This is a genomic window from Luteimonas sp. A277 (assembly GCF_054052045.1).
On the sequence record NZ_JBSVRG010000016.1, the window covers coordinates 1 to 23,947 of the forward strand.

19 protein-coding genes and 1 pseudogene are annotated in these 23,947 nt (G+C 67.1%); 13 read left to right on the top strand and 7 right to left on the bottom strand.

What is annotated here, in order from left to right:
* Positions 1-364: 364 nt before the first annotated feature.
* Both ACW7G2_RS13365 and ACW7G2_RS13370 read right to left on the bottom strand, forming a co-directional pair.
* The gene (locus tag ACW7G2_RS13365; RefSeq protein WP_456976609.1) at positions 365-2,062 is read right to left on the bottom strand and encodes a M28 family metallopeptidase; all 1,698 of its coding nucleotides are present in this window, start codon (positions 2,060-2,062) and stop codon (positions 365-367) included.
* Positions 2,063-2,282: 220 nt separating this feature from the next.
* Positions 2,283-3,128: a hypothetical protein gene (locus tag ACW7G2_RS13370; protein WP_456976611.1), complete on the bottom strand. Its 846-nt coding sequence runs from the start codon at positions 3,126-3,128 to the stop codon at positions 2,283-2,285.
* A 27-nt stretch (positions 3,129-3,155) separates the two neighbouring features.
* Here ACW7G2_RS13370 and gpmI point away from each other — a divergent pair, with 27 nt between their 5' ends.
* From gpmI to ACW7G2_RS13385, 3 genes are all read left to right on the top strand, one after another.
* Positions 3,156-4,694 (top strand): 2,3-bisphosphoglycerate-independent phosphoglycerate mutase, encoded by a 1,539-nt coding sequence (gene gpmI, locus ACW7G2_RS13375; protein WP_456976613.1) that lies wholly within the window; start codon positions 3,156-3,158, stop codon positions 4,692-4,694.
* Positions 4,694-5,923 (top strand): murein hydrolase activator EnvC family protein, encoded by a 1,230-nt coding sequence (locus ACW7G2_RS13380; protein WP_456976615.1) that lies wholly within the window; start codon positions 4,694-4,696, stop codon positions 5,921-5,923. The genes gpmI and ACW7G2_RS13380 overlap by 1 nt, the downstream gene beginning before the upstream one ends.
* Positions 5,924-6,027: 104 nt before the next feature.
* Positions 6,028-7,587 (top strand): S41 family peptidase, encoded by a 1,560-nt coding sequence (locus tag ACW7G2_RS13385; protein WP_456976617.1) that lies wholly within the window; start codon positions 6,028-6,030, stop codon positions 7,585-7,587.
* A gap of 397 nt (positions 7,588-7,984) precedes the next feature.
* On the opposite strand, the gene ACW7G2_RS13390 is transcribed toward ACW7G2_RS13385, so the two are convergent.
* Genes ACW7G2_RS13390 through ACW7G2_RS13400 form a run of 3 tightly spaced genes read right to left on the bottom strand, consistent with a single transcriptional unit; the run spans position 7,985 to position 9,576 of the window.
* The gene (locus ACW7G2_RS13390; protein ID WP_456976619.1) at positions 7,985-8,512 is read right to left on the bottom strand and encodes a hypothetical protein; all 528 of its coding nucleotides are present in this window, start codon (positions 8,510-8,512) and stop codon (positions 7,985-7,987) included.
* A 28-nt stretch (positions 8,513-8,540) separates the two neighbouring features.
* On the bottom strand, positions 8,541-8,861 hold the full coding sequence (locus tag ACW7G2_RS13395) for a DUF1820 family protein (protein ID WP_456976621.1): 321 nt from the start codon (positions 8,859-8,861) through the stop codon (positions 8,541-8,543).
* Positions 8,862-8,886: 25 nt separating this feature from the next.
* On the bottom strand, positions 8,887-9,576 hold the full coding sequence (locus ACW7G2_RS13400) for a rhomboid family intramembrane serine protease (RefSeq protein WP_456976623.1): 690 nt from the start codon (positions 9,574-9,576) through the stop codon (positions 8,887-8,889).
* 194 nt (positions 9,577-9,770) lie between these two features.
* Here ACW7G2_RS13400 and ACW7G2_RS13405 point away from each other — a divergent pair, with 194 nt between their 5' ends.
* The gene (locus ACW7G2_RS13405) at positions 9,771-11,153 is read left to right on the top strand and encodes an OmpP1/FadL family transporter (protein WP_456976625.1); all 1,383 of its coding nucleotides are present in this window, start codon (positions 9,771-9,773) and stop codon (positions 11,151-11,153) included.
* Between the two features lie 263 nt (positions 11,154-11,416).
* Here the strand turns inward: ACW7G2_RS13405 and putA are convergent, their stop codons facing one another.
* Positions 11,417-14,611, bottom strand: a complete 3,195-nt coding sequence (gene putA / locus ACW7G2_RS13410) for a bifunctional proline dehydrogenase/L-glutamate gamma-semialdehyde dehydrogenase PutA (protein WP_456976627.1) — start codon at positions 14,609-14,611, stop codon at positions 11,417-11,419.
* Positions 14,612-14,814: 203 nt separating this feature from the next.
* On the opposite strand from putA, the gene coxB reads away from it, so the two are divergent.
* From coxB to ACW7G2_RS13430, 4 genes and pseudogenes are all read left to right on the top strand, one after another.
* Positions 14,815-15,807: a cytochrome c oxidase subunit II gene (gene coxB / locus ACW7G2_RS13415; RefSeq protein ID WP_456976629.1), complete on the top strand. Its 993-nt coding sequence runs from the start codon at positions 14,815-14,817 to the stop codon at positions 15,805-15,807.
* Between the two features lie 37 nt (positions 15,808-15,844).
* Positions 15,845-17,455 (top strand): annotated as a pseudogene (ctaD, locus tag ACW7G2_RS13420) (cytochrome c oxidase subunit I); the annotation flags it as partial.
* 204 nt (positions 17,456-17,659) lie between these two features.
* Positions 17,660-18,247, top strand: coding sequence for a cytochrome c oxidase assembly protein (locus tag ACW7G2_RS13425; protein ID WP_456976631.1), 588 nt, complete (start codon positions 17,660-17,662; stop codon positions 18,245-18,247).
* A gap of 44 nt (positions 18,248-18,291) precedes the next feature.
* Positions 18,292-19,182: a cytochrome c oxidase subunit 3 gene (locus ACW7G2_RS13430; protein WP_456976633.1), complete on the top strand. Its 891-nt coding sequence runs from the start codon at positions 18,292-18,294 to the stop codon at positions 19,180-19,182.
* Positions 19,183-19,345: 163 nt separating this feature from the next.
* Here ACW7G2_RS13430 and ACW7G2_RS13435 read toward each other — a convergent pair whose 3' ends face one another.
* Positions 19,346-19,564: a twin transmembrane helix small protein gene (locus ACW7G2_RS13435; protein WP_456976635.1), complete on the bottom strand. Its 219-nt coding sequence runs from the start codon at positions 19,562-19,564 to the stop codon at positions 19,346-19,348.
* Positions 19,565-19,621: 57 nt separating this feature from the next.
* Here ACW7G2_RS13435 and ACW7G2_RS13440 point away from each other — a divergent pair, with 57 nt between their 5' ends.
* From ACW7G2_RS13440 to ACW7G2_RS13460, 5 genes are all read left to right on the top strand, one after another.
* A complete protein-coding gene (locus ACW7G2_RS13440; protein WP_456976637.1) occupies positions 19,622-20,374 on the top strand; it encodes an SURF1 family protein in 753 nt (250 codons plus the stop codon).
* Positions 20,371-20,946: a hypothetical protein gene (locus ACW7G2_RS13445; RefSeq protein WP_456976639.1), complete on the top strand. Its 576-nt coding sequence runs from the start codon at positions 20,371-20,373 to the stop codon at positions 20,944-20,946. Before ACW7G2_RS13440 ends, ACW7G2_RS13445 begins: the two co-directional genes overlap by 4 nt.
* Entirely contained in the window at positions 20,946-22,148 is a 1,203-nt protein-coding gene (locus tag ACW7G2_RS13450; protein WP_456976640.1) for a COX15/CtaA family protein, read from the top strand. The genes ACW7G2_RS13445 and ACW7G2_RS13450 overlap by 1 nt, the downstream gene beginning before the upstream one ends.
* Positions 22,148-23,056 (top strand): heme o synthase, encoded by a 909-nt coding sequence (gene cyoE / locus ACW7G2_RS13455; protein ID WP_456976643.1) that lies wholly within the window; start codon positions 22,148-22,150, stop codon positions 23,054-23,056. Before ACW7G2_RS13450 ends, cyoE begins: the two co-directional genes overlap by 1 nt.
* 241 nt (positions 23,057-23,297) lie before the next feature.
* Entirely contained in the window at positions 23,298-23,525 is a 228-nt protein-coding gene (locus ACW7G2_RS13460) for a hypothetical protein (RefSeq protein ID WP_456976645.1), read from the top strand.
* The last annotated feature ends 422 nt before the right edge of the window (positions 23,526-23,947 follow it).

A 23,947-nucleotide genomic window follows, 5' to 3' on the forward strand; every position in this document is an offset into this window, starting at 1 on the left:
CCGGGTCCTGCTCGTCGCCGCCTGAGCGGAGCATCAATCCGCAGGTAGGAGCGTCCGCGGGTAGGAGCGCGCCATGCGCGCGAAGCCGCGTGACGCGTGGCGTGGATTCGCGGCTTCGGTTGCGTCATCGGGGCCGGAGCCGCGTGTTTGATGCGCGGGTGCCAGCGGCGCGCCCATGTCTGGGTTCACGCGGCTTCGCGCGCATGGCGCGCTCCTACAGTGGTCGAACAGAAGCGACCGACAAATCCGGAGGCATAGATGCAGCGATGCGCAGACGCAGTGGCCTATAAATGCAGGCGGCACAAACAAAGACGGCGCCCTTGGGCGCCGTCTTCGTTGGTGCAGATAGAACGTGTGGCGGGTGTTACTGCTGGCGCGCCTGCAGCATCTCGTCGCGGGCGGCCTTGAAGGGGTTGCCTTGGTACCAGTTCGGCCACTGGTCCACGTCGTCCGCCATCACCCGGCCCACGTCGTACAGGGCTTCAAGGTCGTGGATCAGGCCTTCCAGGTTCCACTCGTCGCGATAGACGTCGCCCGGCTGGTGGTAGCGGGTGGCGTAGTCCTCACCGGCCAGGCGGCCGGCTTCGGTGCCGCCGTCGACCAGGTCGTTGCCGCCCTTCGCGTACAGCGCCGGCACGCCGGCCTTGGCGAAGTTGAAGTGGTCGGAGCGGAAGTAGAAGCCGCCTGCCGGGTTGCCTTCTTCCACCAGCGTGCGGCCCTGGGCGGCAGCGATCGGCTCGAGGATGTCCTCAAGCTCCGAGTTGCCCATGCCGGTGACCACGAAGTCGCGCGACGGCCCAGCCACGCTCATCGCGTCCAGGTTGATAGCGGCCACGGTGTTTTCCAGCGGGAACGCCGGGTGGGCCACGTAGTACTGCGAACCCAGCAGGCCGGATTCCTCCAGGGTCACCGCCAGGAAGGCCACCGAGCGCTTCGGTGCCGGCTCGCTGTGGGCAAAGCGCTCGGCAATCTCGATGATGCCGGCGATGCCGGTGGCGTTGTCGATGGCGCCGCTGTAAATCTCGCCGTCGGCATGCACGCCCAGGTGGTCCCAGTGGCCCATGTACACCACGACTTCCTCGGGCTTTTCGGTGCCCGGCAGCACGCCGATCACGTTGCGCGAGGAGGCTTCCACCACTTCGCTTTCCAGCTCGAACGACACCGACGCCTGCAGCGGCACCGGCTTGAAGTCGGCTGAGCTGGCGGCGCGGATCTGTTCGTCCATGTCCAGGCCGGCATTGGCGAACAGCTCGCGTGCCACGTCGTTGGTCACCCAGCCCTGGGCCGGCAGGCGCGGCGCCGGATCGTCTTCGGCACGCAGGTCGAACTGGGCGCCCGACCAGGAAGTGCGCACCACGTCCCAGCCATAGGAAGCGCCGGCGGTGTCGTGGATGATGATCGCCGCGTCCGCGCCCTTGCGCGCCGCTTCCTCGAACTTGTAGGTCCAGCGGCCGTAGTAGGTCATGCGGTTGCCGTCAAACAGCTCGGCGTCATCCACATGGAAGCCGGGATCGTTGACCAGCATGACCACGGTCTTGCCCTTCACGTCGAGGCCTTCGTAGTCGTTCCAGTCGCGCTCCGGCGCGTCCACGCCGTAGCCGACGAACACCAGTTCGCTGTCGCTGACGCTGACGTTCTGCTGGCCGGTGCGGGTGCCGAGCATCATGTCCGTGCCGAACTTCAGCTCGCGCTCGCCGTCGGCTCCGGTCAGGCGCAGCATGGTCGCGTCGCTGGCGGTGGTCTGCACCATCGGCACGGTCTGATACCAGGAGTCGTTCTCGCCAGCGGGCTGCAGGCCGATGCGCTCGAACTGGGCGCTGATGTATTCAACCGACTTTTCGCCGCCCGGCGAACCCGGGGCACGGCCTTCGAACTCGTCCGAGGAGAGGGTGCGGACCATTTCGCGGAAATCGGCTTCGTTGATCTCCGGCGAGAACTCATGGGCCGCGGCGTTGCCGTTCGCGGAAGCGTCGGCACCAGCGTCGGTGGCGGGGCGGTCGCCACCGCAGGCGGCCAGCGCCAGCGCGGCGGCCAGCAGGCTGATCGGCACAAATCGTTGCATGCGGAAGATCTCCAGGGAGGAAACCCCCGATTCTAGCCCCTTCCCGGAAGCCGGTAGGAGCGCGCCATGCGCGCGAAGCCGCGTGAATCATGGCGCGCAGGGGGCGCTTCGGTCAGAACGTCGTGGCCGAAGCCACGTGGCGTGGATCGGCGTCACGCGGCTTCGCGCGCATGGCGCGCTCCTACACCAGGGGCAATCGGTCGCGTGCCCGTGCGGGCAATCAGTCGCGGGGCGCGCGCGGGGTTGAGAAGGGCGTGGGGGTGGCACCGGTGATGCGGCCGGTGCGGGCGGTGTCGTGCACGTACAGCGACACCTCGCGCTCGAACACCAGTTCGCCGTCCACCACCGCATCCGGCCCGATCACGATCCGCGGCGAGCGGTCCTTGCCGATGCGCAGCCAGCTGGTGCTTGGCTTGCGTACGCGCAGGTCTCCGTGGACCCGCGAGCCGATGCCGACAGTGATGTCGCCGGACACGGTTTCCACGTTGCCCATCACCTCGGTGGCCACCAGGCCGATCCCGGAGCTGACCGTGCTCACGTCGCCGTCCACCCGGCCGTCGCGGTCGATGAAGATGCTGCCGCTCACCGTTTCCACGTCGTCGCTGGCGCGCAGGCCCGGGCCGGCGTTGATCCTGCCGTTGACCGTGGTCAGGCTTTCCACCACGGCCTGCTCTCCCAGCTCGATGGCCCCGTTGACGGTGGTCAGGTCGCTGCCCTGGATCCGGTTGCCGGCGCGGATGCCGCCGTTGACGGTGTCGGCATCGTTGAAGCGGGCGTCGTCACCGATCTGGATTCCGCCGTTGACCGTGCTCAGGTTGCGGGCCTGCTGGCCGGCTGCCAGCTCCACGGCGCCATTGACGCGGCTGATGTCCTCGGCGGCATGGGTAGCGGACATTGCGAAGGTGAGGGCCATGGCGAGCGTCAGCGCGATGGCGGTACGGAACATGGTGATCATGGCGTGGTCCTCGGCGTTTTCGGGGCGCGGGCTGCGCCTGGCCGGGTTGCTGGCACCCGCCATGCACTCCTCCCACGGCAACAGCTTGCCTGCACGGGGATACAATCGCACCTGCCATAACTCACAGGTAGCAACGACGTGTCCGCAGCCCCGCACAGCCCCAAACCGGTGGTTCTTCTGATCCTCGACGGTTGGGGGCATCGGGAAGATCCGCGCGACAACGCCATTGCCCAGGCCGATATCCCCAACTGGCGCCGCCTGTGGGACAGCGCGCCCACCACCCTGATCCACACCGAGGGCGGTTTCGTCGGCCTGCCGGACGGGCAGATGGGCAATTCCGAAGTCGGCCACATGAACATAGGTGCCGGCCGGGTGGTGTACCAGGAACTGACCCGGATCGGCGCGGCCATTGCCGACGGCAGCTTCTTCGACAATCCCGAGCTGGTGGGCGCCTGTGAGGAGGCGATCGACAACGGCCGCACCCTGCACGTGATGGGCCTGCTGTCGCCGGGCGGCGTGCACAGCCACGAAGACCACCTGTTCGCCATGCTCGAGCTGGCCAAGCGCCGCGGCGTGCCGCGGGTGTCGGTGCATGCGTTCCTGGACGGACGCGACACGCCGCCGCGCTCTGCCCGCGCGAGCCTGGAGAAGCTGCAGCATAAGTCCGATGAGCTGGGCAACGTACGCATCGCCAGCGTCAGCGGGCGCTATTACGCCATGGACCGCGACCGCCGCTGGGAGCGGGTCACCCTGGCCTGGGATGCCATCGTCAACGCCCAGGGCGAGCGCGCCGCCGATCCGCTGGCCGCGCTGGATGCCGGCTACGCCCGCGGCGAGAACGACGAGTTCGTACTGCCGACGGTGATCGATGGGGCGCAGCCGATGAGCGACGGCGACGCGGTCGTGTTCATGAACTTTCGCGCCGACCGCGCCCGCCAGCTCAGCGCCGCCTTTGTCCAGGAAGACTTTGATGGCTTCGCCCAGCGCCCCCTGCGCCTGGGCCGGTTCGTGTGCCTGACCCAATACGATGCCACCCTGCAGGCACCGGTGGCCTTCGCCCCGGACAACCTGCGCAACACTTTGGGCGAGGTGGTGGCTGACCGCGGCCTGCGCCAGCTGCGCATCGCCGAGACCGAGAAGTACGCCCACGTCACTTTCTTCCTCAACGGCGGGCGCGAGGAGCCGTTTGAAGGCGAGGAGCGGATCCTGGTGCCCAGCCCCAAGGTGGCCACCTACGACCTGCAGCCGGAAATGAGCTGCCCGGAAGTCACCGACCGGCTGGTGGAAGCGATCGAATCCGGCCGCTTCGACGTGATCGTGTGCAACTACGCCAACCCCGACATGGTCGGCCACAGCGGTGACCTGCAGGCCGCCATCAAGGCAGTCGAAGTTGTGGACGCAGCGGTCGGCAGGGTGGTGGAAGCCACCCGCGCCCGCGGCGGCGAGCTGCTGGTCACCGCCGACCATGGCAATGTGGAAATGATGCGCGACCCCGACACCGGCCAGCCGCACACCGCCCACACCGTGGGGCCGGTGGGCCTGATCTACGTTGGCGAGCGCACGGCCACGCTGCGCGAGGGTGGTTCCCTGCGTGATCTGGCCCCGACCCTGCTGGACATGGCCGGGGTACCGGCGCCACGGGAAATGACCGGCCGCAGCCTGCTGCAGCCGGCCTGATGTCGATGGTCGGCCCGCGTCGCGCGCTGCTGGTCCTGGCCGCCGCGCTGGCGCTTGCCGCCGTGCCGGTCCAGGCCCAGCAGGACCAGCGCGAGGCCGAGCGCCGGCTGGCCCGGGTCAAGCAGGAGCTGGACAGCGTGGCCGCCGAGCGGCGCCGGCTGGAAGGCCAGCGTGGCCAGGCCGCCCGCTCGCTGCGTGAAGCGGATGAACAGGTGGCCGCATCCACCCGGGCCCTGCGCCAGACCCGGGCCAGGATCGAACAGGAAGAGAATGCTTTGGCCGAGCTCGGCGTCCGCCGCGTCGAGCTCAACGAGCGCCTGGGCGGCCAGCGTGAAGAGCTCGCTACGCTGCTCCGCGCCGCCTACGCCATCGGCGATCACGCCGCGCTCAAGCTGCTGCTGGCCCAGGACCGGGTCGGCGATGCCAACCGCATGCTGGCCTATCACCGTTACCTGCAGGGCCAGCGCGCCGACCGCATCCACAGCCTCAGCACCGAGCTGCAGGAGCTGGATGCGGTGGAGCGGGAAATCAGCGAACGGACCTCCGCGCTGGAAGCCGAGCGCGCGCGCCAGGACACCCAGCTGGCCGAGCTGGAGCGCGACCGTGGCGAGCGCGCCGGGAAGCTGGCCGAACTGGAAACCCAATACACCGACCGCCGCGAGCGCGAACAGAGCCTGGGCCGTGATGCCGGGGCACTGGAGAAAGTGGTGACCCAGCTGCGCGCCGCCGCCGCCCGCGCCGCCGAGCGTGAGGCCGCGGAGCGCGCCCGGGCCGCCCGCAGCAGTACCCCGGCCGATCGCGCGCCCAAACGTTCGCCGGCGCAGGTGGCGCGGGGCGCGCCGGTACGGGTTGGCGGCCTGAGCTGGCCGCTGGCCGGTAACCTGCTGGCGGGCTTCGGCGCCACCATGCCCGATGGCCGCCGCAGTTCCGGGGTGCTGATCGGCGCCGCCACCGGCGCCACGGTGCAGGCGGTGGCCGATGGCACCGTGGTGTTCGCCGAATGGATGACCGGCTACGGCCTGATCGTGATCGTCGACCACGGCAACGACCACATGAGCCTGTACGCGCATAACGACGCCCTGCTGCGCGATGTGGGCGACCGCGTATCGCGCGGCGATCCGGTGGCCAGCGTGGGCAACTCCGGCGGCCAGGGCCAGCCCGCGCTGTACTTCGAGCTGCGCCGCGGCGGCCAGCCGATCGATCCCACCAGCTGGCTGCAGAAACGCTGAGCGCCGCGCCGCCGCCGGCCAGCGGAGGTTCGGGCAGGGCGTGCATAATCGGACCGGTTCGCGCCATTCATGGGCGCGGCCGCCGTCCTTCCGGAGTTGTCTGCATGCACCGCTGCCTGTTGCCGTTCGCCATCGCCTGTCTGCTGCTGGCCCCCGCCCACGCCGCGGAACCGCCCGAGGACCAGCCGCCCGCCGGCCAGGAACTGGAGCCGGGGGTGCAGGAGCAGCAGGTCCCGCCGGAGCCGCAGGAGCCGGAACTCCCCGAGGCGGAGCCGGACGAGCAGGACGAATCAACCGGAGCCGGCCAGGGTGAGGACGAGCAGGAAGCCGCAGCCGCGGCCGCCGAAGGCGAGGCCGAGGTTGAAGTGATCGAAAGCCGCGTGCCCCTGCGTGAGATCCATCGCTACGTGGCGGTGTTCACCGCGGTCAAGGAGGCCTACGTTGATCCGGTGGACGACGCCGAACTGATGCAGTCGGCGATCCGCGGCCTGCTGCTCGACCTGGATCCGCACAGTGTCTACATGTCCGCCGAAGACGCCCGCGCCTTCGACGAGAACACCACCGGTGCCTATGCCGGGGTCGGGGTGGAGGTGGAGCGGCTGGCCGATGGCAGCATGCGGGTGGTGTCGCCGATCGATGACACGCCGGCCGCCCGCGCCGGCATCCAGTCCGGAGACGTGATCGTGGCCGTGGACGGCGTGCCTTTGACCCCGACCAGCCACGAAGGGCTCGGCCCGCTGCGCGGTGAGCCGGGCACCCGGGTTGCGATGACGGTGGTGCGCGAGGGGGAGCTGCAGCCGCTCGAGATCGAAATGGAGCGTGAGCGCATCCATATCACCAGCGTTCGCTCGCGCATCCTGGAGCCGGGCTACGCCTACGTGCGCGTCAGTGCCTTCCAGGTCGACACCGCGGCCGACTTCCAGCGCAACCTCGCCGAGCTGCAGCAGCAGGGACCGCTGCGCGGGCTGGTGCTGGACCTGCGCAGCAACCCCGGCGGGCTGCTGACCTCGGCGGTGCAGATCGCCGACGACCTGCTGGAAGAGGGCCGGATCGTCAGCACCCGCGGCCGCCATCCGATCAGCGAAACCGAATTCAGCGCCACCCCGGGCGACCTGCTGCAAGGCGCGCCGGTGGTGGTAATCGTGGACGCGGGTTCGGCCAGCGCTTCGGAGGTGCTGGCCGCTGCGCTGGGCGATCACGGCCGCGCCAGGATCATCGGCAGCCGCACCTTCGGCAAGGGTTCGGTGCAGACCGTGCTGCCATTGGACAACGGCGATTCGGTCAAGCTGACCACCGCCCGGTATTACAGCCCGAACGGGCGCTCGATCCAGGCCCGCGGCATTGATCCCGACCTGGTGCTGGAGCCGGATACCGTTCCGCCCACTCGCGTCTTCGACCGCTCCGAAGCCGCCCTGCCGGGCCACCTGCAAGGTGACGAGGAAGACCCGGGCGCCGGCACCGGCGACGTGCTGCCAGGCGACGGCCCCATCAACGCCGCCCTGGCCGAACTGAAATCAATGCAGCCCGGCGCCACTCCTCCGACTCCGCAGCCGCAGCCGCAGCCGCAGCCGCAGCCGCAGCCGGAAGCCACGGACACCCCTGAGTCCGCTGACGAAGATGAAGCGGAAACCGACGAAACCGACGAGCCGGCAGACATCCCGTAACCGGCGGCGCTTTTGTAGGAGCGGGTCATACCCGCGAAGCCGCGTGACCGCTGAAGAAGCCGCGTAACGCCTGACGGCCTACGTGGCTCCGTCAGCCGCATCGCGTCCGAAGCCACCCCGCGCATCACCAGTCACGCGGTTTCGCGCGCATGGCGCGCTCCTACCAGGTCGGCCCAGGCTGATGATGAGTCCGAAGGTGGAGCGTGGCGCTTTTGTAGGAGCGGGTCATACCCGCGAAGCCGCGTGACGGCTGAGGAAGACACGTAACGCCTGCCGGCCTACGTGGCTCCGTCAGCCGCATCGCGTCCGAAGCCACCCCGCGCACCATCAGTCACGCGGTTTCGCGCGCATGGCGCGCTCCTACCAGGTCGGCTCAGGCCGACGGAGATGTGTGGCCCTACTCGGCGATCAGCTTGCAGTCGATGTCCACGCCGCTGCGCACGGCGGCGGCCAGGGTGTCCTGGAAGGTGCCGCAATCGAGCAGCTCGCCTTCCCCGGCTTCATCGGCATCGGCGCCCGAGGAAGTGGCATCCACCCGCAGGTGCGGGCGTCCTTCTTCCACCAGCTGCAGCTGGTCCGGGTCCAGGCGGACTTCGGGAAAGTCGGCGCTGCCGGCGCCGCTCAACTCCACCCTGTGCCGGGCCAGGCCCAGCCAGGGCTCCTCGGCACCCGCCAGCTGGCGCTGCTGGGCGGCGACGCTGGCGTAGCCGAAGTAATCGGCGGTGACGATGATCGATTCGCCGTTGGCTCCCAGCGCCCCTGCCGCCGCTTCCGACAGCGTGACCCGCACCTGGAAAGCATTGCCCCCGCTGGCTACCGCAGCCACCGGCTGGCGGTGCGGGTCGGTATCAGCGGTGGGCGCCGGCTCGCAGGCCGACAGCGCGAGGGTGACGAGTGCAGCGGACAGCAGGGTGCGGATCGGCATGGCGGTGGCCCGTGTGTTGGGTGGCTGGTCAGCGCGGTTTGGCGGGCATGGGAAAGGGGGTAACCACCTTTTCCCCGGTGCCGGCGTCGCGGATCGCCGACTGGCCCTTCTTTTCGACTTCCTCGATCCGCAGCACGCTCTGGATCGGCAGGTGCAGAACTTTCGTGTTGCCGAACTCGTCGCGCAGGCGCTCTTCGGTCGGATCGACCACGAGGCCGTCATGCACATCGAACACCAGATCGGCAATTTCAGTGAATCCCCACAGGCTGCCGCTGCCCACGCTGCGCGCGTACAGCTCGTAGATCTTGCCGTGGTTGAGGAAGGTGACCTTATAGAGCGGTTTGGACATCCGCGAAGTATAAACGCAGCGGTCCCTAATACCCCTGCAGCTTCCGCAACCGCCGGGCAATCGCCTGGCGCGAGGCCAGCGCGAACACCGCACCAAACACGAATCCGCCCACGTGCGCCGCCCAGGCCACGGCGCCGAACGCCGGACCGATATAGGCGAACACCACCTGCAGCAGCGCCCAGATGCCGATCAGCAGCGAGGCCGGCGCGCGCACGAACTCCAGAAACAGCCCCAGCGGCAGCACCACTCCCAGCCGCGCGCGCGGAAACAGCGCCAGGTACGCGCCGATGATGGCCGACACCGCGCCGCTGGCGCCGATGATCAGCCGGTCGGGGGTCCCGATTGCCAGTGCGGCGATCAGGTTTGCGAACGCCCCGCCGATCAGGAACAGGGCCAGGAATCGCCACGGTCCCATCACCCGCTCGGCCGGCAGCCCGAAGATCAGCAAGAACACCAGATTGCCCAGCAGGTGCGCCCAGTCCGCATGCAGGAACAGCGCACTCAGCAGCCGCAGCCAGTTTTCCAGCTGCGACCAGTGCAACAGGCTGCCCGGGGCCAGGCCGCCGCTGAGCGTGCCCCACTCGGCCAGCAGGTCGTGGCGCACGCTGTCCGGGTACACGCTGGCCCACAGATAGGCCAGCCACAGCACCGCGAAAAGACCGGGCGTGGCCCAGCGCAGGCCGCGGCGGGCGTGGGTGGGGATGGACACAAACATGCGGGGATGGGCAGGCCAGCGGAGCGGGTTTCAACGATACCTGTTCAGCCCGGACAGCGGTCACCGTGCCTTTTTTCCCGCTGACCACACGCTTGGGTACGGTATAGTTCCGCGCCGCCGTTGCAGGCGGGACCGGGGGGCGGTCTGCATTGCGGCGCATAAAAAACGGATTCAACTGGAGAGAGAGAAGAGTAATGAACACCAATCCCCACAAACTGGTTGTTTCAGCCCTGGCGCTGGCTGTTGCCGGTATCGCCGCCTCGGGCGCAGCACACGGCTCGGCGTTTGAACTGCGCGAGAACAGCGTCAAGGCCCAGGGCCGTGCGATGGCGGGTTCCGCATCCGCAACCGGTGATGCCTCCGCGGTGGCCAACAACCCGGCGCTGATGTCGACCTTCGACGCCAAGACCTTCCAGATCGACGTGACCGCCGTTGACCTGACCTTCGAGTTCGAGGGCAGCGGCAACGCGGCCGCGGGCAGCCCGCTGCAGCAGCCGCTGCAGGGCGGTGACGGCGGCAATGCGGGCGGCGTGACCCCGATCCCGGCGATGTCCTTCATCATGCCGTTCACCGGCGACCTGGAGTACCTGACCCTCGGTGCCATGGTCAGCGTGCCGTTCGGCCTGTCCACTGAATACGATTCCGACTGGATGGGTCGCTACCATGCGATCGAATCCGACGTGCGCGTGATCGACCTGACCCTGGCGGCTTCGGTCGACCTGCACGAGAGGGTGTCGGCCGGTTTCGGCCTGATTGTCCAGCATTCCGACGTGACCCTGTCCAACGCGATCGACTTCGGCAGCTCGCTGTGCGCCAATCCGGCCACCCAGCAGCTGTGCTTCATGCCTGACCCGGTGACCGGCCCCTACGGCCCGCAGAAGAATGACGGCTTCGCCGAGGTCAGCGGTTCGGATACCAGCATCGGCTGGACCGTCGGCCTGAACGTGCATCCGATCGACGCCCTGTCGCTCGGCTACGCCTACCGCTCCGAGGTCAAGCACGAGGTGGACGGCGACGCCGTCTTCGACGTGCCGTCCAACGTGGCCCCGATCCTGGCCGGCACCGGCCAGTTCCAGAACGTCGACGGTGGTGCCCGCCTGGTCCTGCCGGCTACCCACACCTTCAGTGCGACCTGGCAGGCCACCGACCGCCTGGCCCTGATGGGCGAGGCCCGGCAGACCAAGTGGAGCTCGATGGACGAAGTGCGCATCCAGTTCGACAACCCGGTGCAGCCCGATTCGGTCGAGAACTACAACTGGCACGACAGCTGGTTCTATTCGATCGGCGCCGAGTACACCCTCAACGATCGTTGGACCCTGCGGGGCGGCATCGCCCGTGACGAGTCGCCCATCTCCTTCCAGCACCGCACTCCGCGCATGCCCGACGAGGACCGCACCTGGTTCGCCGTCGGTGCCACCTGGGCGGTGACCGACAGCTGGGATATCACCGGCGCCTACACCCGGATCCACATCGGTGACGATCCGGAACTGGACATCGTCGGCGGCGGCGCGCGCCTGACCGGTCCCTACGACGGCGGTGCCAACCTGTTCGGCATCTCGGCGCAATACAAGTTCTGATCGCAACAACCGCTGCATAAAAAGGGCCCCGCAATACGGGGCCTTTTTTTGTGGTCCTGTTTTCGTAGGAGCGCGCCATGCGCGCGAAGCCGCGTGAACATTGGCGGCACGCGACCCACCGTTGCCCGCTCCTTGACCGAAGCCACCCACGAGACCCGGAGTTCCCTCCAGGCCCGGAGTCACGCGGTTTCGCGCGTATGACGCGCTCCTGCAAGTGCGAGGCGTTCTCGCAGGTCGGGGGCGGACTACGCCCCCGACACCGGTCAGTCTTCCAGCGTCAGCAGGCTTGCGTTGCCGCCGGCGGCGGTGGTGTCGATGGTGACGGTCTTCTCGGTGGCAAAGCGCGGCAGGTAGTGCGGGCCGCCGGCCTTGGGGCCGGTGCCGGACAGGCCGCGGCCGCCGAACGGCTGCACGCCCACCACCGCACCGATCTGGTTGCGGTTGACGTACACGTTGCCCACCCGGGCCCGGGCCACGATGTGGTCCACGGTTTCGTCAATGCGGGAGTGGATGCCGAGCGTCAGGCCGTAGCCGGTCGCGGTGATCGCATCGATCACCTTGTCCAGCTCGCCCGACTTCCAGCGGATCACGTGCAGCGCCGGGCCGAACTTCTCGTGGCCGAGCTGATCCAGCGATTCCAGCTCCCACGCCTGCGGCAGGAAGTACGTGCCGTGGGCAAGGCTGTCATTGCCCCTGGCCTTGGCGATCGGCTTGGCTTCGGCGTCCATGCGCTTTGCGTGTTCGTTGAGCATCTCCAACGCGGCATCGTCGATCACCGGGCCCACGTCGGTCGACAGCAGGGCCGGGTCACCAACCTGCAGCTCGGCCGTGGCGCCGGCGATCATTTCGATCACCTTGTCGGCGATATCTTCCTGCACGAACAGGATCCGCGCCGCCGAGCAGCGCTGGCCGGCGGAGGTGAAGGCCGAACCCAGCACGTCGCGCACCAGCTGCTCGGGCAGGGTGGAGGAGTCGGCGATCAGTGCGTTCTGGCCGCCGGTCTCGGCCACCAGGATGCCGATCGCGGAGTCACGCGCCGCCAGGGCGCGGTTGATGGCGCGGGCGGTGAAGGTGGAGCCGGTGAAGGACACGCCGTCCACGCGCGGATCGGAAGTGAGCGCCGCGCCCACCACGGCGCCGGTGCCGGGCACGAACTGCAGCACGTCGGCGGGAATGCCCGCCTCATGCATCAGCTTGACGGCCTCGTAGCCAATCAGGGTGGTCGACTCGGCGGGCTTGGCGATCACGCTGTTGCCGGCGGCCAGCGCTGCGGCCACCTGGCCCAGGAAGATGGCCAGCGGGAAGTTCCACGGGCTGATGCAGACAAACACGCCGCGGCCACCCAGGTGCAGCGAGTTGGATTCGCCGGTCGGGCCGGGCAGGGCGGCCGGCGAGAACAGGGTGCGTGCCTGGCCGGCGTAGTAGCGCAGGAAATCCACCGCCTCGCGCACTTCAGCCACGCCGTCGGGGATGGTCTTGCCGGCTTCGCGGGTGCACATGGCAATGAAGTAGCCCATGCGTGCTTCCAGCAGGTCGGCGGCGTGTTCCAGGATCGCGGCGCGCGACATGGCCGGGGTCCCATCCCAGCCCGGATGGGCCGCCACGGCGTTGGCCAGGGCGCGTTCCACCGTGGCCTCATCGGCGGCTGTCCAGCTGCCCAGCTGCACACGCCGATCGGCAGGACTGGTCACGGTAGAGGACTCGCCAGCGGTGTCGGCGCCCGGTACCAGCGGCTTGGCCGTCCAGTTGGTTGGGGTGGCGGCGATTTCTTCGGCAAGCTTGCGAAGCTGGTCGTCGTTGTTGAGGTTGACGCCCATGGAATTGCTCCTGTTGACGCCCTGGCTGCGGTACAGCTCGACCGGCAGGGGAATGTGGGGGTGGGGGGTGGCCTGGAAGCCTTCGACGACCTCGATCGGGTCGCGCACAAGATCCTCGATGGCCACGTTGTCATCGCTGATGCGGTTGACGAAGCTCGAGTTGGCGCCATTTTCAAGCAGGCGGCGCACCAGGTAGGGCAGCAGATCCTCGTGGTTGCCCACCGGCGCGTAGACGCGGCAGGGCACATCCAGGCGGTCGGCCGGCATGACCTCGGCGTACAGGTCGTCGCCCATGCCGTGCAGCTTCTGGAACTCCCAGGCATGGCCTGCGGCCTTCGGCGCATCGGCCGGCAGCCAGCGCCTGGCCATGCGGTGCACGGCGGCGATGGTGTGCGCGTTGTGGGTGGCGAACATCGGATACACCGCATCCGGGTTCTCCAGCATGCGCCGGGCGCAGGCCAGGTAGCTCACGTCGGTGTTGGGCTTGCGGGTGAATACCGGATAGCCGTCATGGCCATCCACCTGCGAGCGCTTCACGTCGCTGTCCCAGTACGCGCCCTTGACCAGGCGCACAGGGATCCGGCGGCCGTGCCGGCGGGCCAGGTCAACGGTCCAGTCGATCACGTACGGCGCGCGCTTCTGGTAAGCCTGGATCACCAGGCCGAAACCCTCCCAGCCTTGAAGCGAGGAATCGCTCCAGGCGGCCTCGAATACCGCCAGCGACAGCTCCAGGCGATCGCTTTCCTCCGCGTCCACGGTCAGGCCGATGCCCAGCCGCTTGGCCCGCTGCGCCAGCGCCAGCAGGCGCGGTGCCAGCTCGGCGATCATCCGCTCGCGCTTGGCGTGCTCGTAGCGCGGGTGCAGGGCCGACAGCTTGACTGAAATGGATGGCGCTGAAATCTCGTCGCTGAACGGGCCGGTGGCGCCAATCGCATCGATCGCGTCGTGGTAGGCCTTCAGGTAGCGCTCGGCGTCGGCGGCGGTCATGGCCGCTTCGCCAAGCATGTCGAACGAGTAGCGGAAGTTGGCGTTGGGGCCCTTGCGGCCGCGGGCCAGCGCTTCGCTGATCGTGCGGCCCATTACAAACTGGTGGCCCATGATGCGCATGGCCTGGCGCACCGCCAGCCGGATCACGGGCTCGCCCACGCGGCCGATCACGCGCTTGAAGGCGCCGTGCACGTCGCGCTTGGTCTCATCGGCCAGGTCCACCAGGCGCCCGGTCAGCATCAGCCCCCAGGTGGAGGCGTTCACCAGCACCGATTCGGACCGGCCCATGTGCTTTTTCCAGTCGGCATCGCTCAGCTTGTCGCGGATGAGCCGGTCGGCGGTGTCCTGGTCGGGAATGCGCAGCAACGCCTCGGCCACCGACATCAGCACCACGCCTTCCTCGCTGGCCAGATCGTATTGCTGCATGAAGGCTTCCACCATGCCCTGGTCCTGGCTGCGGACGCGGACCCGGCGCACCAGGTCGGTGGCGGTGACCTGGATCGCCTGGCGATCCTCTTCGGGCAGGCGCGCCTGTTCCAGCAGTTCGTGCAGGTGGGTGGTCTCATCGCGCGTCCATGCGGCGGTGATCTTCGCCATCGCGGATGACGATGACGGCAAACGGGTCGATGCGGGGGCTACGGACACGGCAGGCACACATGGGGATGGAACCCAATTCTAAGCTGTCCGGGCCCGCCGTGGCGGGCTTTCAGGGCCATGACTGAAGGCCCCCGGAAAGACCCTCGATTTGCAGCGCTTGCCCGCGCTTGTCGGAGGTCGCTACTATCGAGGCCGCTTTTGAAAACAGACTGCTGTGCGTTTGTCCACACGTTTTGGCGAGAGATTGCCGGGACAGGCGTATGGTTTCGTTTCCGACCGCAGTACCGCAGTACGCAACGCCCTTCCGGCATCGGGGTTCGAACGTGAAGCAAGTCGCTCGTTTCAAGCAATGGGGCGTTGGCCTCGCACTTTGGGCGTTATCCGCCTGTGTGTTTGCCCAGTCAGCCGATCCGCACAGATGGCAGCTGAACATGGGCCGGGGCGTCACTCCGACCTCCCAGAACGCCTATGACGCGCACATGTTCGTGCTGTGGGTCTGCGTAGTGATCGGGGTGTTGGTGTTTGGCGCCATGGGTTATGCAGTCTTCAAGTTCCGCAAGTCCAAGGGGGCGGTGGCGTCGCAGTTCAGCCACAACACCACTGCGGAAGTCATCTGGACCGTGATCCCGGTGATCATCCTGGTGGTGATGGCCTTCCCGGCCACCAGCAAGCTCATCCAGATGTACGACGTGCGCGACTCGGAAATGACGGTCAAGGTGACCGGCTTCCAGTGGATGTGGGAATACGAGTACATCGGCGAGGACCTGAGCTTCCTCAGCCGCATGGACCGCGAGAGCGATCGCCTGCGCCAGAACCCCAACACCACCCGCGCCGAGATGGACGCGCACGGCGCGTACCTGCTGGAGGTGGACAACGAGCTGGTGCTGCCCACCGACACCAAGGTGCGCTTCGTGATCACCGCCGACGACGTGATCCACTCCTGGTGGGTGCCGGCGCTTGGCTTCAAGCAGGATGCGATCCCCGGGATCATCAACGAGGCCTGGACCGAGATCCGCGAGCCCGGCGTGTACCGTGGCCAGTGCGCGGAGCTGTGCGGCAAGGACCACGGTTTCATGCCGATCGTGGTGCGTGCCGTTCCGCGGCCCGAGTTCGATCAGTGGCTGGCCGCGCGCAAGGCGGACAATGCCCCGGCACCGGCGGTTCCGACACCGTTGCCCGCAGAGCCGGTTGAAGAAGCCCCGGCCGAGGAAGCTACCGCCCAGGTCACCGCCACCGCGCCGATCGCGGGCTGAGCGGCAACACCCACGCACGATTTTCCAGGCAGACGCAATGTCCAGCACACCCACCACCGCCGACCTCCACCACGCCGACGACCACGGCCACAAGCAGGGCTTTGTGGACCGCTGGCTGTTCTCCACCAACCACAAGGACATCGGCTCGCTCTACCTGCTGTTCGCCTTCACGATGGTGATCATCGGCGCGGCGATGAGCGTGATCATCCGCCTTGAGCTGGCGGTGCCGGGCCTGCAGCACGTCAGCCCCGACTTCTTCAACCAGATGACCACCATGCATGCGCTGGTGATGATCTTCGGCGCGGTCATGCCGGCCTTCGTGGGCCTGGCCAACTGGATGATCCCGCTGCAGATCGGCGCGCCGGACATGGCGCTGCCGCGGATGAACAACTGGTCGTTCTGGATCCTGCCGTTCGCGTTCCTGATGCTGCTGTCCACGCTGTTCATGCCGGGTGGCGCGCCGGGCACCGGCTGGACCCTGTATCCGCCGCTGAGCCTGCAGGGCAGCAACTCGATCGCCTTCACCATCCTGGCCATCCACATGATGGGCATCAGCTCGATCATGGGCGCGATCAACGTGATCGCCACCGTGCTCAACATGCGCGCGCCGGGCATTGACCTGCTGAAGATGCCGATCTTCTGCTGGACCTGGCTGATTACCGCGTTCCTGCTGATCGCCGTCATGCCGGTGCTGGCCGGTGCGGTAACCATGCTGCTGACCGACAAGTTCTTCGCCACGAGCTTCTTCAACGCGGCCGGCGGCGGCGACCCGGTGATGTACCAGCACATCTTCTGGTTCTTCGGCCATCCCGAGGTCTACATCATGATCCTGCCCGCCTTCGGCGTGGTCAGCGAAGTGATCCCGACCTTCAGCCGCAAGCCGCTGTTCGGCTACCAGGCGATGGTTTACGCCACCGCGGCCATCGCGTTCCTGAGCTTCATCGTCTGGGCCCACCACATGTTCACGGTGGGCATGCCGCTGGGCGGCGAGATCTACTTCATGTTCGCGACCATGCTGATCGCCATCCCCACCGGGGTGAAGATCTTCAACTGGGTCTCGACCATGTGGAAGGGCTCGCTCACCTTCGAGGCGCCGATGCTGTGGTCGTGCGCCTTCGTGGTGCTGTTCTCCATCGGCGGGTTCTCCGGCCTGATGCTGGCCATCGTGCCGGCCACGTTCCAGTACCACGACACCTATTTCGTGGTGGCCCACTTCCACTATGTACTGGTGACCGGGGCCATCTTCGGCATCATCTCGGCCATCTATTACTGGTGGCCGAAGTGGACCGGGCGCATGTACAGCCAGCGCTGGGCCGCGGTGCACTTCTGGTGGACGATCGTGTTCTCCAACCTGCTGTTCTTCCCGCAGCACTTCCTCGGCCTGGCCGGCATGCCGCGCCGCATCCCGGACTACAACGTGGTATTTGCCGACTGGAACCTGGTCAGCTCGATCGGCGCGTTCGGCATGTTCCTCACCCCGTTCATGATGTTCGCCATCCTGTTCCACTCCAAGAAGTACGGTGCCATCGCATCCGCCCGTCCGTGGGAAGCGGCCAAGGGCCTGGAGTGGACCGTGCCTTCGCCGGCGCCGCACCACACCTTCGCTGTGCCGCCGGTGATCCGTCCGGGCGACCTGGCCCACGGCGACTTCGAACTTCTGGACTACGACCAGTCCAGCTCGGAACTGGAAGGATCGGCCGACACCAATGCCCGCAAGTCATGACCAGCACCCGCGCCGGGATGATGGGCAGCTGGCTGCCGCGCGCCGGCGTGCGCGGCGCACCGCGCTTATCGTCGCCGTCATCGCCGTTGCGGTATACGCGGGCTTCATCATCTCGGGAGTGTTGAACCAGTGAGCGCATCCAGCAACGCAGGCATCCTCAAACTGCTCGGCATTGCCCTGGCAGCATTTGTGGTGACCTTTTCGCTGGTGCCGATCTACCGCATCGCCTGCCAGAAGGTGTTCGGCATCCGCCTGGACAACACCGCCGTGGCCGAGCCTGTCCAGGCGGCGCAGGTGGACATGGAGCGGATGGTGACGGTGGAGTTCGACGGCGTGGCCAACTCCAAGCTGCCGTGGTCGTTCCATCCCAACGAGGTGCGCATGCAGGTGCAGGTGGGCAAGGTGTACGAAACCACCTACTTCGCCCAGAACAACAGCAACGCGGCGATCGTGGGCAGCGCCACGCCTTCGGTGGCGCCGGCGCGCGCGTCCAAGTTCTTCCAGAAGACCGAATGCTTCTGCTTCACCGCGCAGACACTGCAGCCGGGTGAGGTGCGCGATATGCCGGTGCGCTTCATCATCGATCCGTCCCTGCCGGAAATGGTCGATACGGTGACCCTCTCCTACACCTTCTTCAAAAACGACTACGCAACAGAACGACTGGCGCAAGACGCGCCCGGGCGCGTCGAGCACGTGCTGCCCCTGGCAGCACGCTGACCGATCCACACACATCACGCAGTCCGAACCGGAAGCTCAGAGCCATGGCCCAAGTCCAAGCACAGCACACGCACGAAGAGCAGCCCTATTTCGTGCCGACCCACAGCAAGTGGCCGCTGTTCGCGTCGGTGGCGTTCTTCGTCGCCATGTTCGGTCTGGCCAGCTGGTTCAACGATGTCAGCTGGGGGCCGACCATGTTCTTCGTCGGCGTGGCCGGGCTGGCGCTGATCCTGTTCAAGTGGTTCGCCGATGTCATCGTGGAATCGGTCTCCGGCTACTACAACAAGCAGGTGGATGGCTCATTCCGGATGGGGATGATCTGGTTCATCTTTTCCGAGGTGATGCTGTTCGGCGCGTTCTTCGGCGCGCTGTTCTACACCCGCATGCTGTCGGTGCCGTGGCTGGGCGGCGAAGGCGTGAAGGGCGTGGCCACCAACACTTTCCTGTGGGACAGCTTCAACTCGGCCTGGCCGACCGCCGGCCCGGCCAATGTGGGCGGTGGCTTCGACCTCGTGTCCGCCTGGGGCCTGCCGCTGCTCAACACCCTGATCCTGCTGACCTCGGGCATCACCCTCACCATTGCCCACCACGCGCTGAAAGCCAACAACCGCCGCCAGCTGCTGATCTGGCTGGGTACCACCGTGGTACTGGGCGCGATCTTCCTCGTCTCCCAGGCCATGGAGTACGTGCACGCCTACCGCGATCTGAACCTGACCATGGGTTCGGGCATCTACGGCTCCACCTTCTTCATGCTCACCGGCATCCACGGCGTCCACGTGACCCTGGGCGCGCTGATCCTGCTGGTGGTGTGGCTGCGCAGCCTGAAGGGGCACTTCGACGCGGAGAACCACTTCGTGTTTGAAGCCGCCGCGTGGTACTGGCACTTCGTCGACGTGGTGTGGCTGGCACTGTTCCTGTTCGTGTACGTGGTCTAGCGCCAGCCCGAAGCGCAAGCAGCGGCGATTGATCGCCTGGACAGTTGGTCGCTGCCATCCATGGCGTCACAATGACGACTTCGGATTGACCGGCCCGGACATCCCTGTCCGGGCGTTCGCGCCCGCAGCAGATGCCGACAGGGCATCTGCCAAGCGCGGTTGCTCACCCGCCGAGCCCGTGCGGCTCGATCCAGCCCATCCAGATAGCCAGCATCACCAGCAGGATCAGGGCGACCGACACCGCCACCCGACGGGTCAGCGCATTGACGGTGCGTTTGGTCTGGCCCTTGTCGGACATCATGTAGTACAGACCCGCGCCGAGGTTCCACAGGATGACGATGAAAAAAGCGACGATCAGCAGGACTTTGAGCGTGTCGTTCATCGAAGACTCCAAAGCCGCGGGGCGCGGCGGTTCATTATTGCAGGCCGGGGGCCGGGCATGGTGAGGCGCGGCGCAACCCTGGTCTTCGGATGGGCGCTGGCGGTGATGGCGATCACGCTGTTTGCCTGGCTCGGCAGCTGGCAGTACGGGCGCCAGCACCAGAAGCAGGCCATGCTGGATGCCGCCGCCCAGGTGCTGGAGCGCCGCGATGCGCAGCCGCTTGCCGAAGCAGGCGATCCTGATCACGCCGATGGTTACGCCTGGGCCGCGGGTGAGGGGCGCTGGGCGCAGGCGCCTGTGGTGATGCTGGACAACCAGCAGCGCGGTGGCCGGGTTGGGGTGCGGGTCTATCGTCTGTTCGAGCCCACAGTCGGCGAGCCGCTGCTGGTCGAACTGGGCTGGCTGCCGGTGCCGCCGGATCGCACCATTCCCGCCATCACCGAGCCGCCGCCAGCGCCACCGTTGGAAGGCCTGCTGCTGCCGCCGCCGTCGCAGGGACTGGCTGCCGCCGCAATCCAGCCGCAGACCGATGGCAGCCTGCTGCTGATGGCGTTGGACATGCAGGTCGTGGCCGAAGCGCTGGAGCAGCCACGCATCGCCCCGCGCGTGCTGCGCCTGGATCCTGACGCTGCCGGCGGCTACGCCCGCGACCTGGAGATCCTGCCCAACACCCTGCCGCCGGAAAAACACCTGGGCTACGCCGTGCAGTGGTACGGCCTGGCGCTGACCGTGCTGGTCACCGCATTGATCCTTACCTTCCGCCGCCGGCGTGCTCATTCCGGCAATGACAGGCATCCTCACTCCCCATGACTGCCCCTGATCCCGCTTCCACCGCCCGACGCAACCGCAACCGCGGCATGCTCATCCTGATCGTCGTGATCTTCCTGGGCAGCGCGCTGATTGCCGGTGTCCTGCGCTTCTCCGGCTGGCGCCCGGAAGGCACCCGCAACCACGGCGAGCTGCTGCAGCCACCGGGCGATCTGCGCGAAATGCGGCTGCGGATGCAGGATGGGGGCGACTACCCGTGGGATCCGGACGCGCGCATCTGGCGCATCACCCTGGCGCCGCCGGTCGGATGTGACGAACCCTGTGTTGAGCTTGCGGCCGAGCTGGACCTGGTGTGGCAGTTGTTCGGCCGCCACGCCGACCGCGTGCACACCCTGTGGGCTGGCGAGGTGCCGGAAGGGATGGTGAGCAACCGTTCGCTGCGCGTGATCCAGGCCGACCCGGCCCTGCGTGCCGCGCTGCCGGGCGTGGACGACCCCACCGGGGTTCCGGTTTATGTCATCGATCCCAACGGCTTCGTCATTCTGCGCTACGCTCCCGGGTTCGATCCGGGAGACCTGCGCAGCGACATGGTACGGCTGCTGAGACTTGACTGATGGCAGGACCGTTGCCGCATAAAGGCCACACCCCTTCCAGGGCGGCCCTTTACCGACACTTCCACCGGATCGCCTGGTTCGCGGTGGTGCTGACCCTGTGCGTCGTGGTGTTTGGCGCCTTCGTGCGTCTGTCCGATGCCGGTCTGAGCTGCCCCGACTGGCCCACCTGCTATGGCCGCGCCGCATGGCCGCAGGCCCCGGCCGACGTAGCCGACCACGCTGCAAGCCAGATCCGGCCGTTCGAGACCCACAAGGCCTGGCGCGAGCAGGTGCACCGCCACATCGCCGCCATCCTCGGCGTGCTGGTGCTGTCGCTGGCGCTGCTGGCCGCGCGGCGGCGCAAATTCGGTCCCGCGCAGATCCTCGGCGCATCAACCTTGGTAGCCGCGGCGATCCCCGCCTATATGTATGGCCACATCGGCGCCGCGTTCGCGCTGGCCGGGGCCGGGCAGGCGATCCTGCTGCTGGCGGCGCTGCGATGGTCGAACGTTGATCTCGCGCGCGCTGCAGCGCTGACCCTGGCGGTGATCATCTTCCAGGCCCTGCTGGGCAAGTGGACGGTGACCCTGCTGCTCAAGCCGGTGATCGTGATGGCCCACCTGATGGGCGGGCTGCTGACCTTCTCCATGCTCACCTGGATGGCCTGGCGCGCCACCAACGTTCCCATCCGCCTGGCCGGCGCGCCCACGGTGCGGCGCTGGCTGTATGCCGCGCTGGCGGTGCTGGGCCTGCAGATTGCGCTGGGCGGTTGGGTCAGTGCCAACTATGCGGCGCTCTCCTGCGGCGGCGGCGGCTGGGCCGGTGATGCCCACCACTACCTGGATTTCCCGCGCTGCGTGGGCCAGTGGTGGCCGCAGGCCGACTTCCGCGAGGGCTTCGTGCTGTGGCGGGGCATCAACGTGGATTACGAAGGCGGGATCCTTGACGGGCAATCGCGCATCGCCATCCAGATGGCCCATCGGATGGGCGCCGTGGCCGCGTTCGCCGTGCTGATTGCCCTGGCCGTGCGCCTGCTGCGCACGCCCGGACTGCGTGGTTGGGGCAGCACGCTGGCCGCGCTCACCGTCACCCAGGTGGCGCTGGGCATCCTCAATGTGAAACTGGCGCTGCCGCTGTGGCTGGCCGTGATGCACAACGCCGGCGCCGCGCTGCTGCTGTTCGTGCTGGTCTCGCTGCTGGCGCGGGTGAGGGAGCCGGACTGATGGGCAGCATCGCTGGACAGTACTGGGAGCTGACCAAGCCGCGGGTGGTCTCGCTGATCGTGTTCACCGCGCTGGTAGGCATGTTCCTGGCGGTGCCGGGCCTGCCGCCGCTGAAGCTGGTAGTGGCCGGCATGCTCGGCATCTGGCTGGCGGCGGCATCGGCCGCGGCCATCAACCACCTCATCGACCAGCGCATCGACAAGGTGATGGTGCGCACCTCGCAGCGCCCGCTGGCCACCGGCACCCTGCGCCCGATGCAGGTGCTGATCTTTGCCGTGGCGCTGGGCCTGGCCTCCATGGCCATCCTGGTGCTGCTGGTCAACACGCTCACCGCGCTGCTCACCTTCGCCTCGCTGATCGGCTACGCCATCGTCTACACCGGCTACCTGAAGCGGGCCACGCCGCAGAACATCGTGATCGGTGGCGTCGCCGGCGCCGCGCCGCCCGCGCTGGGCTGGGCCGCCATTACCGGCACCCTGGATCCCCATGCCCTGCTGCTGGTGCTGATCATCTTCGTCTGGACCCCGCCGCACTTCTGGGCCCTGGCCATCTTCCGCCGCGACGACTACGCCCGCGCCCTGGTGCCCATGCTGCCCGTCACCCACGGTGTCACCTACACCCGCTGGCAGATCCTGTTCTACACCGTGCTGCTGCTGGTGGTGACCGTACTGCCCTGGGCCACCGGCATGAGCGGCCTGTTCTACCTCGGGGGCGCGCTGGTGCTGGGCGGCGTATTCCTCTGGTACGCGTGGAAGCTGCTGGACCCGCCGGATGAATTCTTCGCCATGCGGGTATTCAACTACTCGGTCATCTACCTGATGGCGCTGTTCGCCTTCCTGCTGCTGGACCACTGGCTGCAGCCGTGGCTGATGGCGGCGCCGCTGATGGAGTTTGAGCGGATCGGGTGAGGGGTCGCCGGGGTGTATGGCCCGGTGTGTACAAGTAGAGCCAGCCTCTGGATTGAGTTGTGTGGCGGGGGCTGCTAGGTTCGGGTTGGGGAGACGCATAGCTGGGGAGTTATGCGTCAGAACGGAAGCAAATGCGGACAGGGGAGGGTCTTATGCGTCGATTCTGCACGGAGTTCCGCGTTACGCCGCGGGATTACAGCCCTCTTTTGCCGTCTAATTGTTGTTAGGCACCACAACAGACATGTCCGACACAGCAAACAAGCCTTACCAAGAGACCGTGACTTGTGACGCCCGTCCTGACGAGGGGCTCATCTTCATCAAGGTCGTGGCAATGCCATACGAGGATGCAGTGGAGTTTGACGTCGCCCAGGCACGTGCTTTTGCCCATCAAATCCTAGCGGCCATAGAGCTTGTGGAAAGTGGCTGGATCGGAAGGCCGGAGGCCCCGGCAGATGGCGGTGTTGCCTAACAATTCATTCAAGCCGACACCGCTTCGCGGCGCGGCTTAATTCTGGTGTTAGGCCTCATGTCAGATTGGTCAACCCTCCTAGAAGAATTCGACTTCCCGCACACGCGGCGCGGCGGTGTCACCTTGGTATCGCGAGCTGATGCGCAGCGATGCATCGAACTCATTTACTCTCAAGGCTGGCGGTTCTTGGGTTACGACTCCTTCACGGTCACAGGTGAGTTCATTCAACCGCACATGGAGTGGAGTCCAGATTGGAGCCGGTCTGGAGCCCCGGATAAGAGGGTTGTCCTTGCCGAGATTGCTCAACACCCAGTTGAGGTAACGCACTATGAGTTCGTGTTCAACGGGACGGCCTAACAATGCGTTCAAGCCGAAATTGCATCGCTACGCCGTCAACATGGCAGAAAAAGCTTGCCATGTTG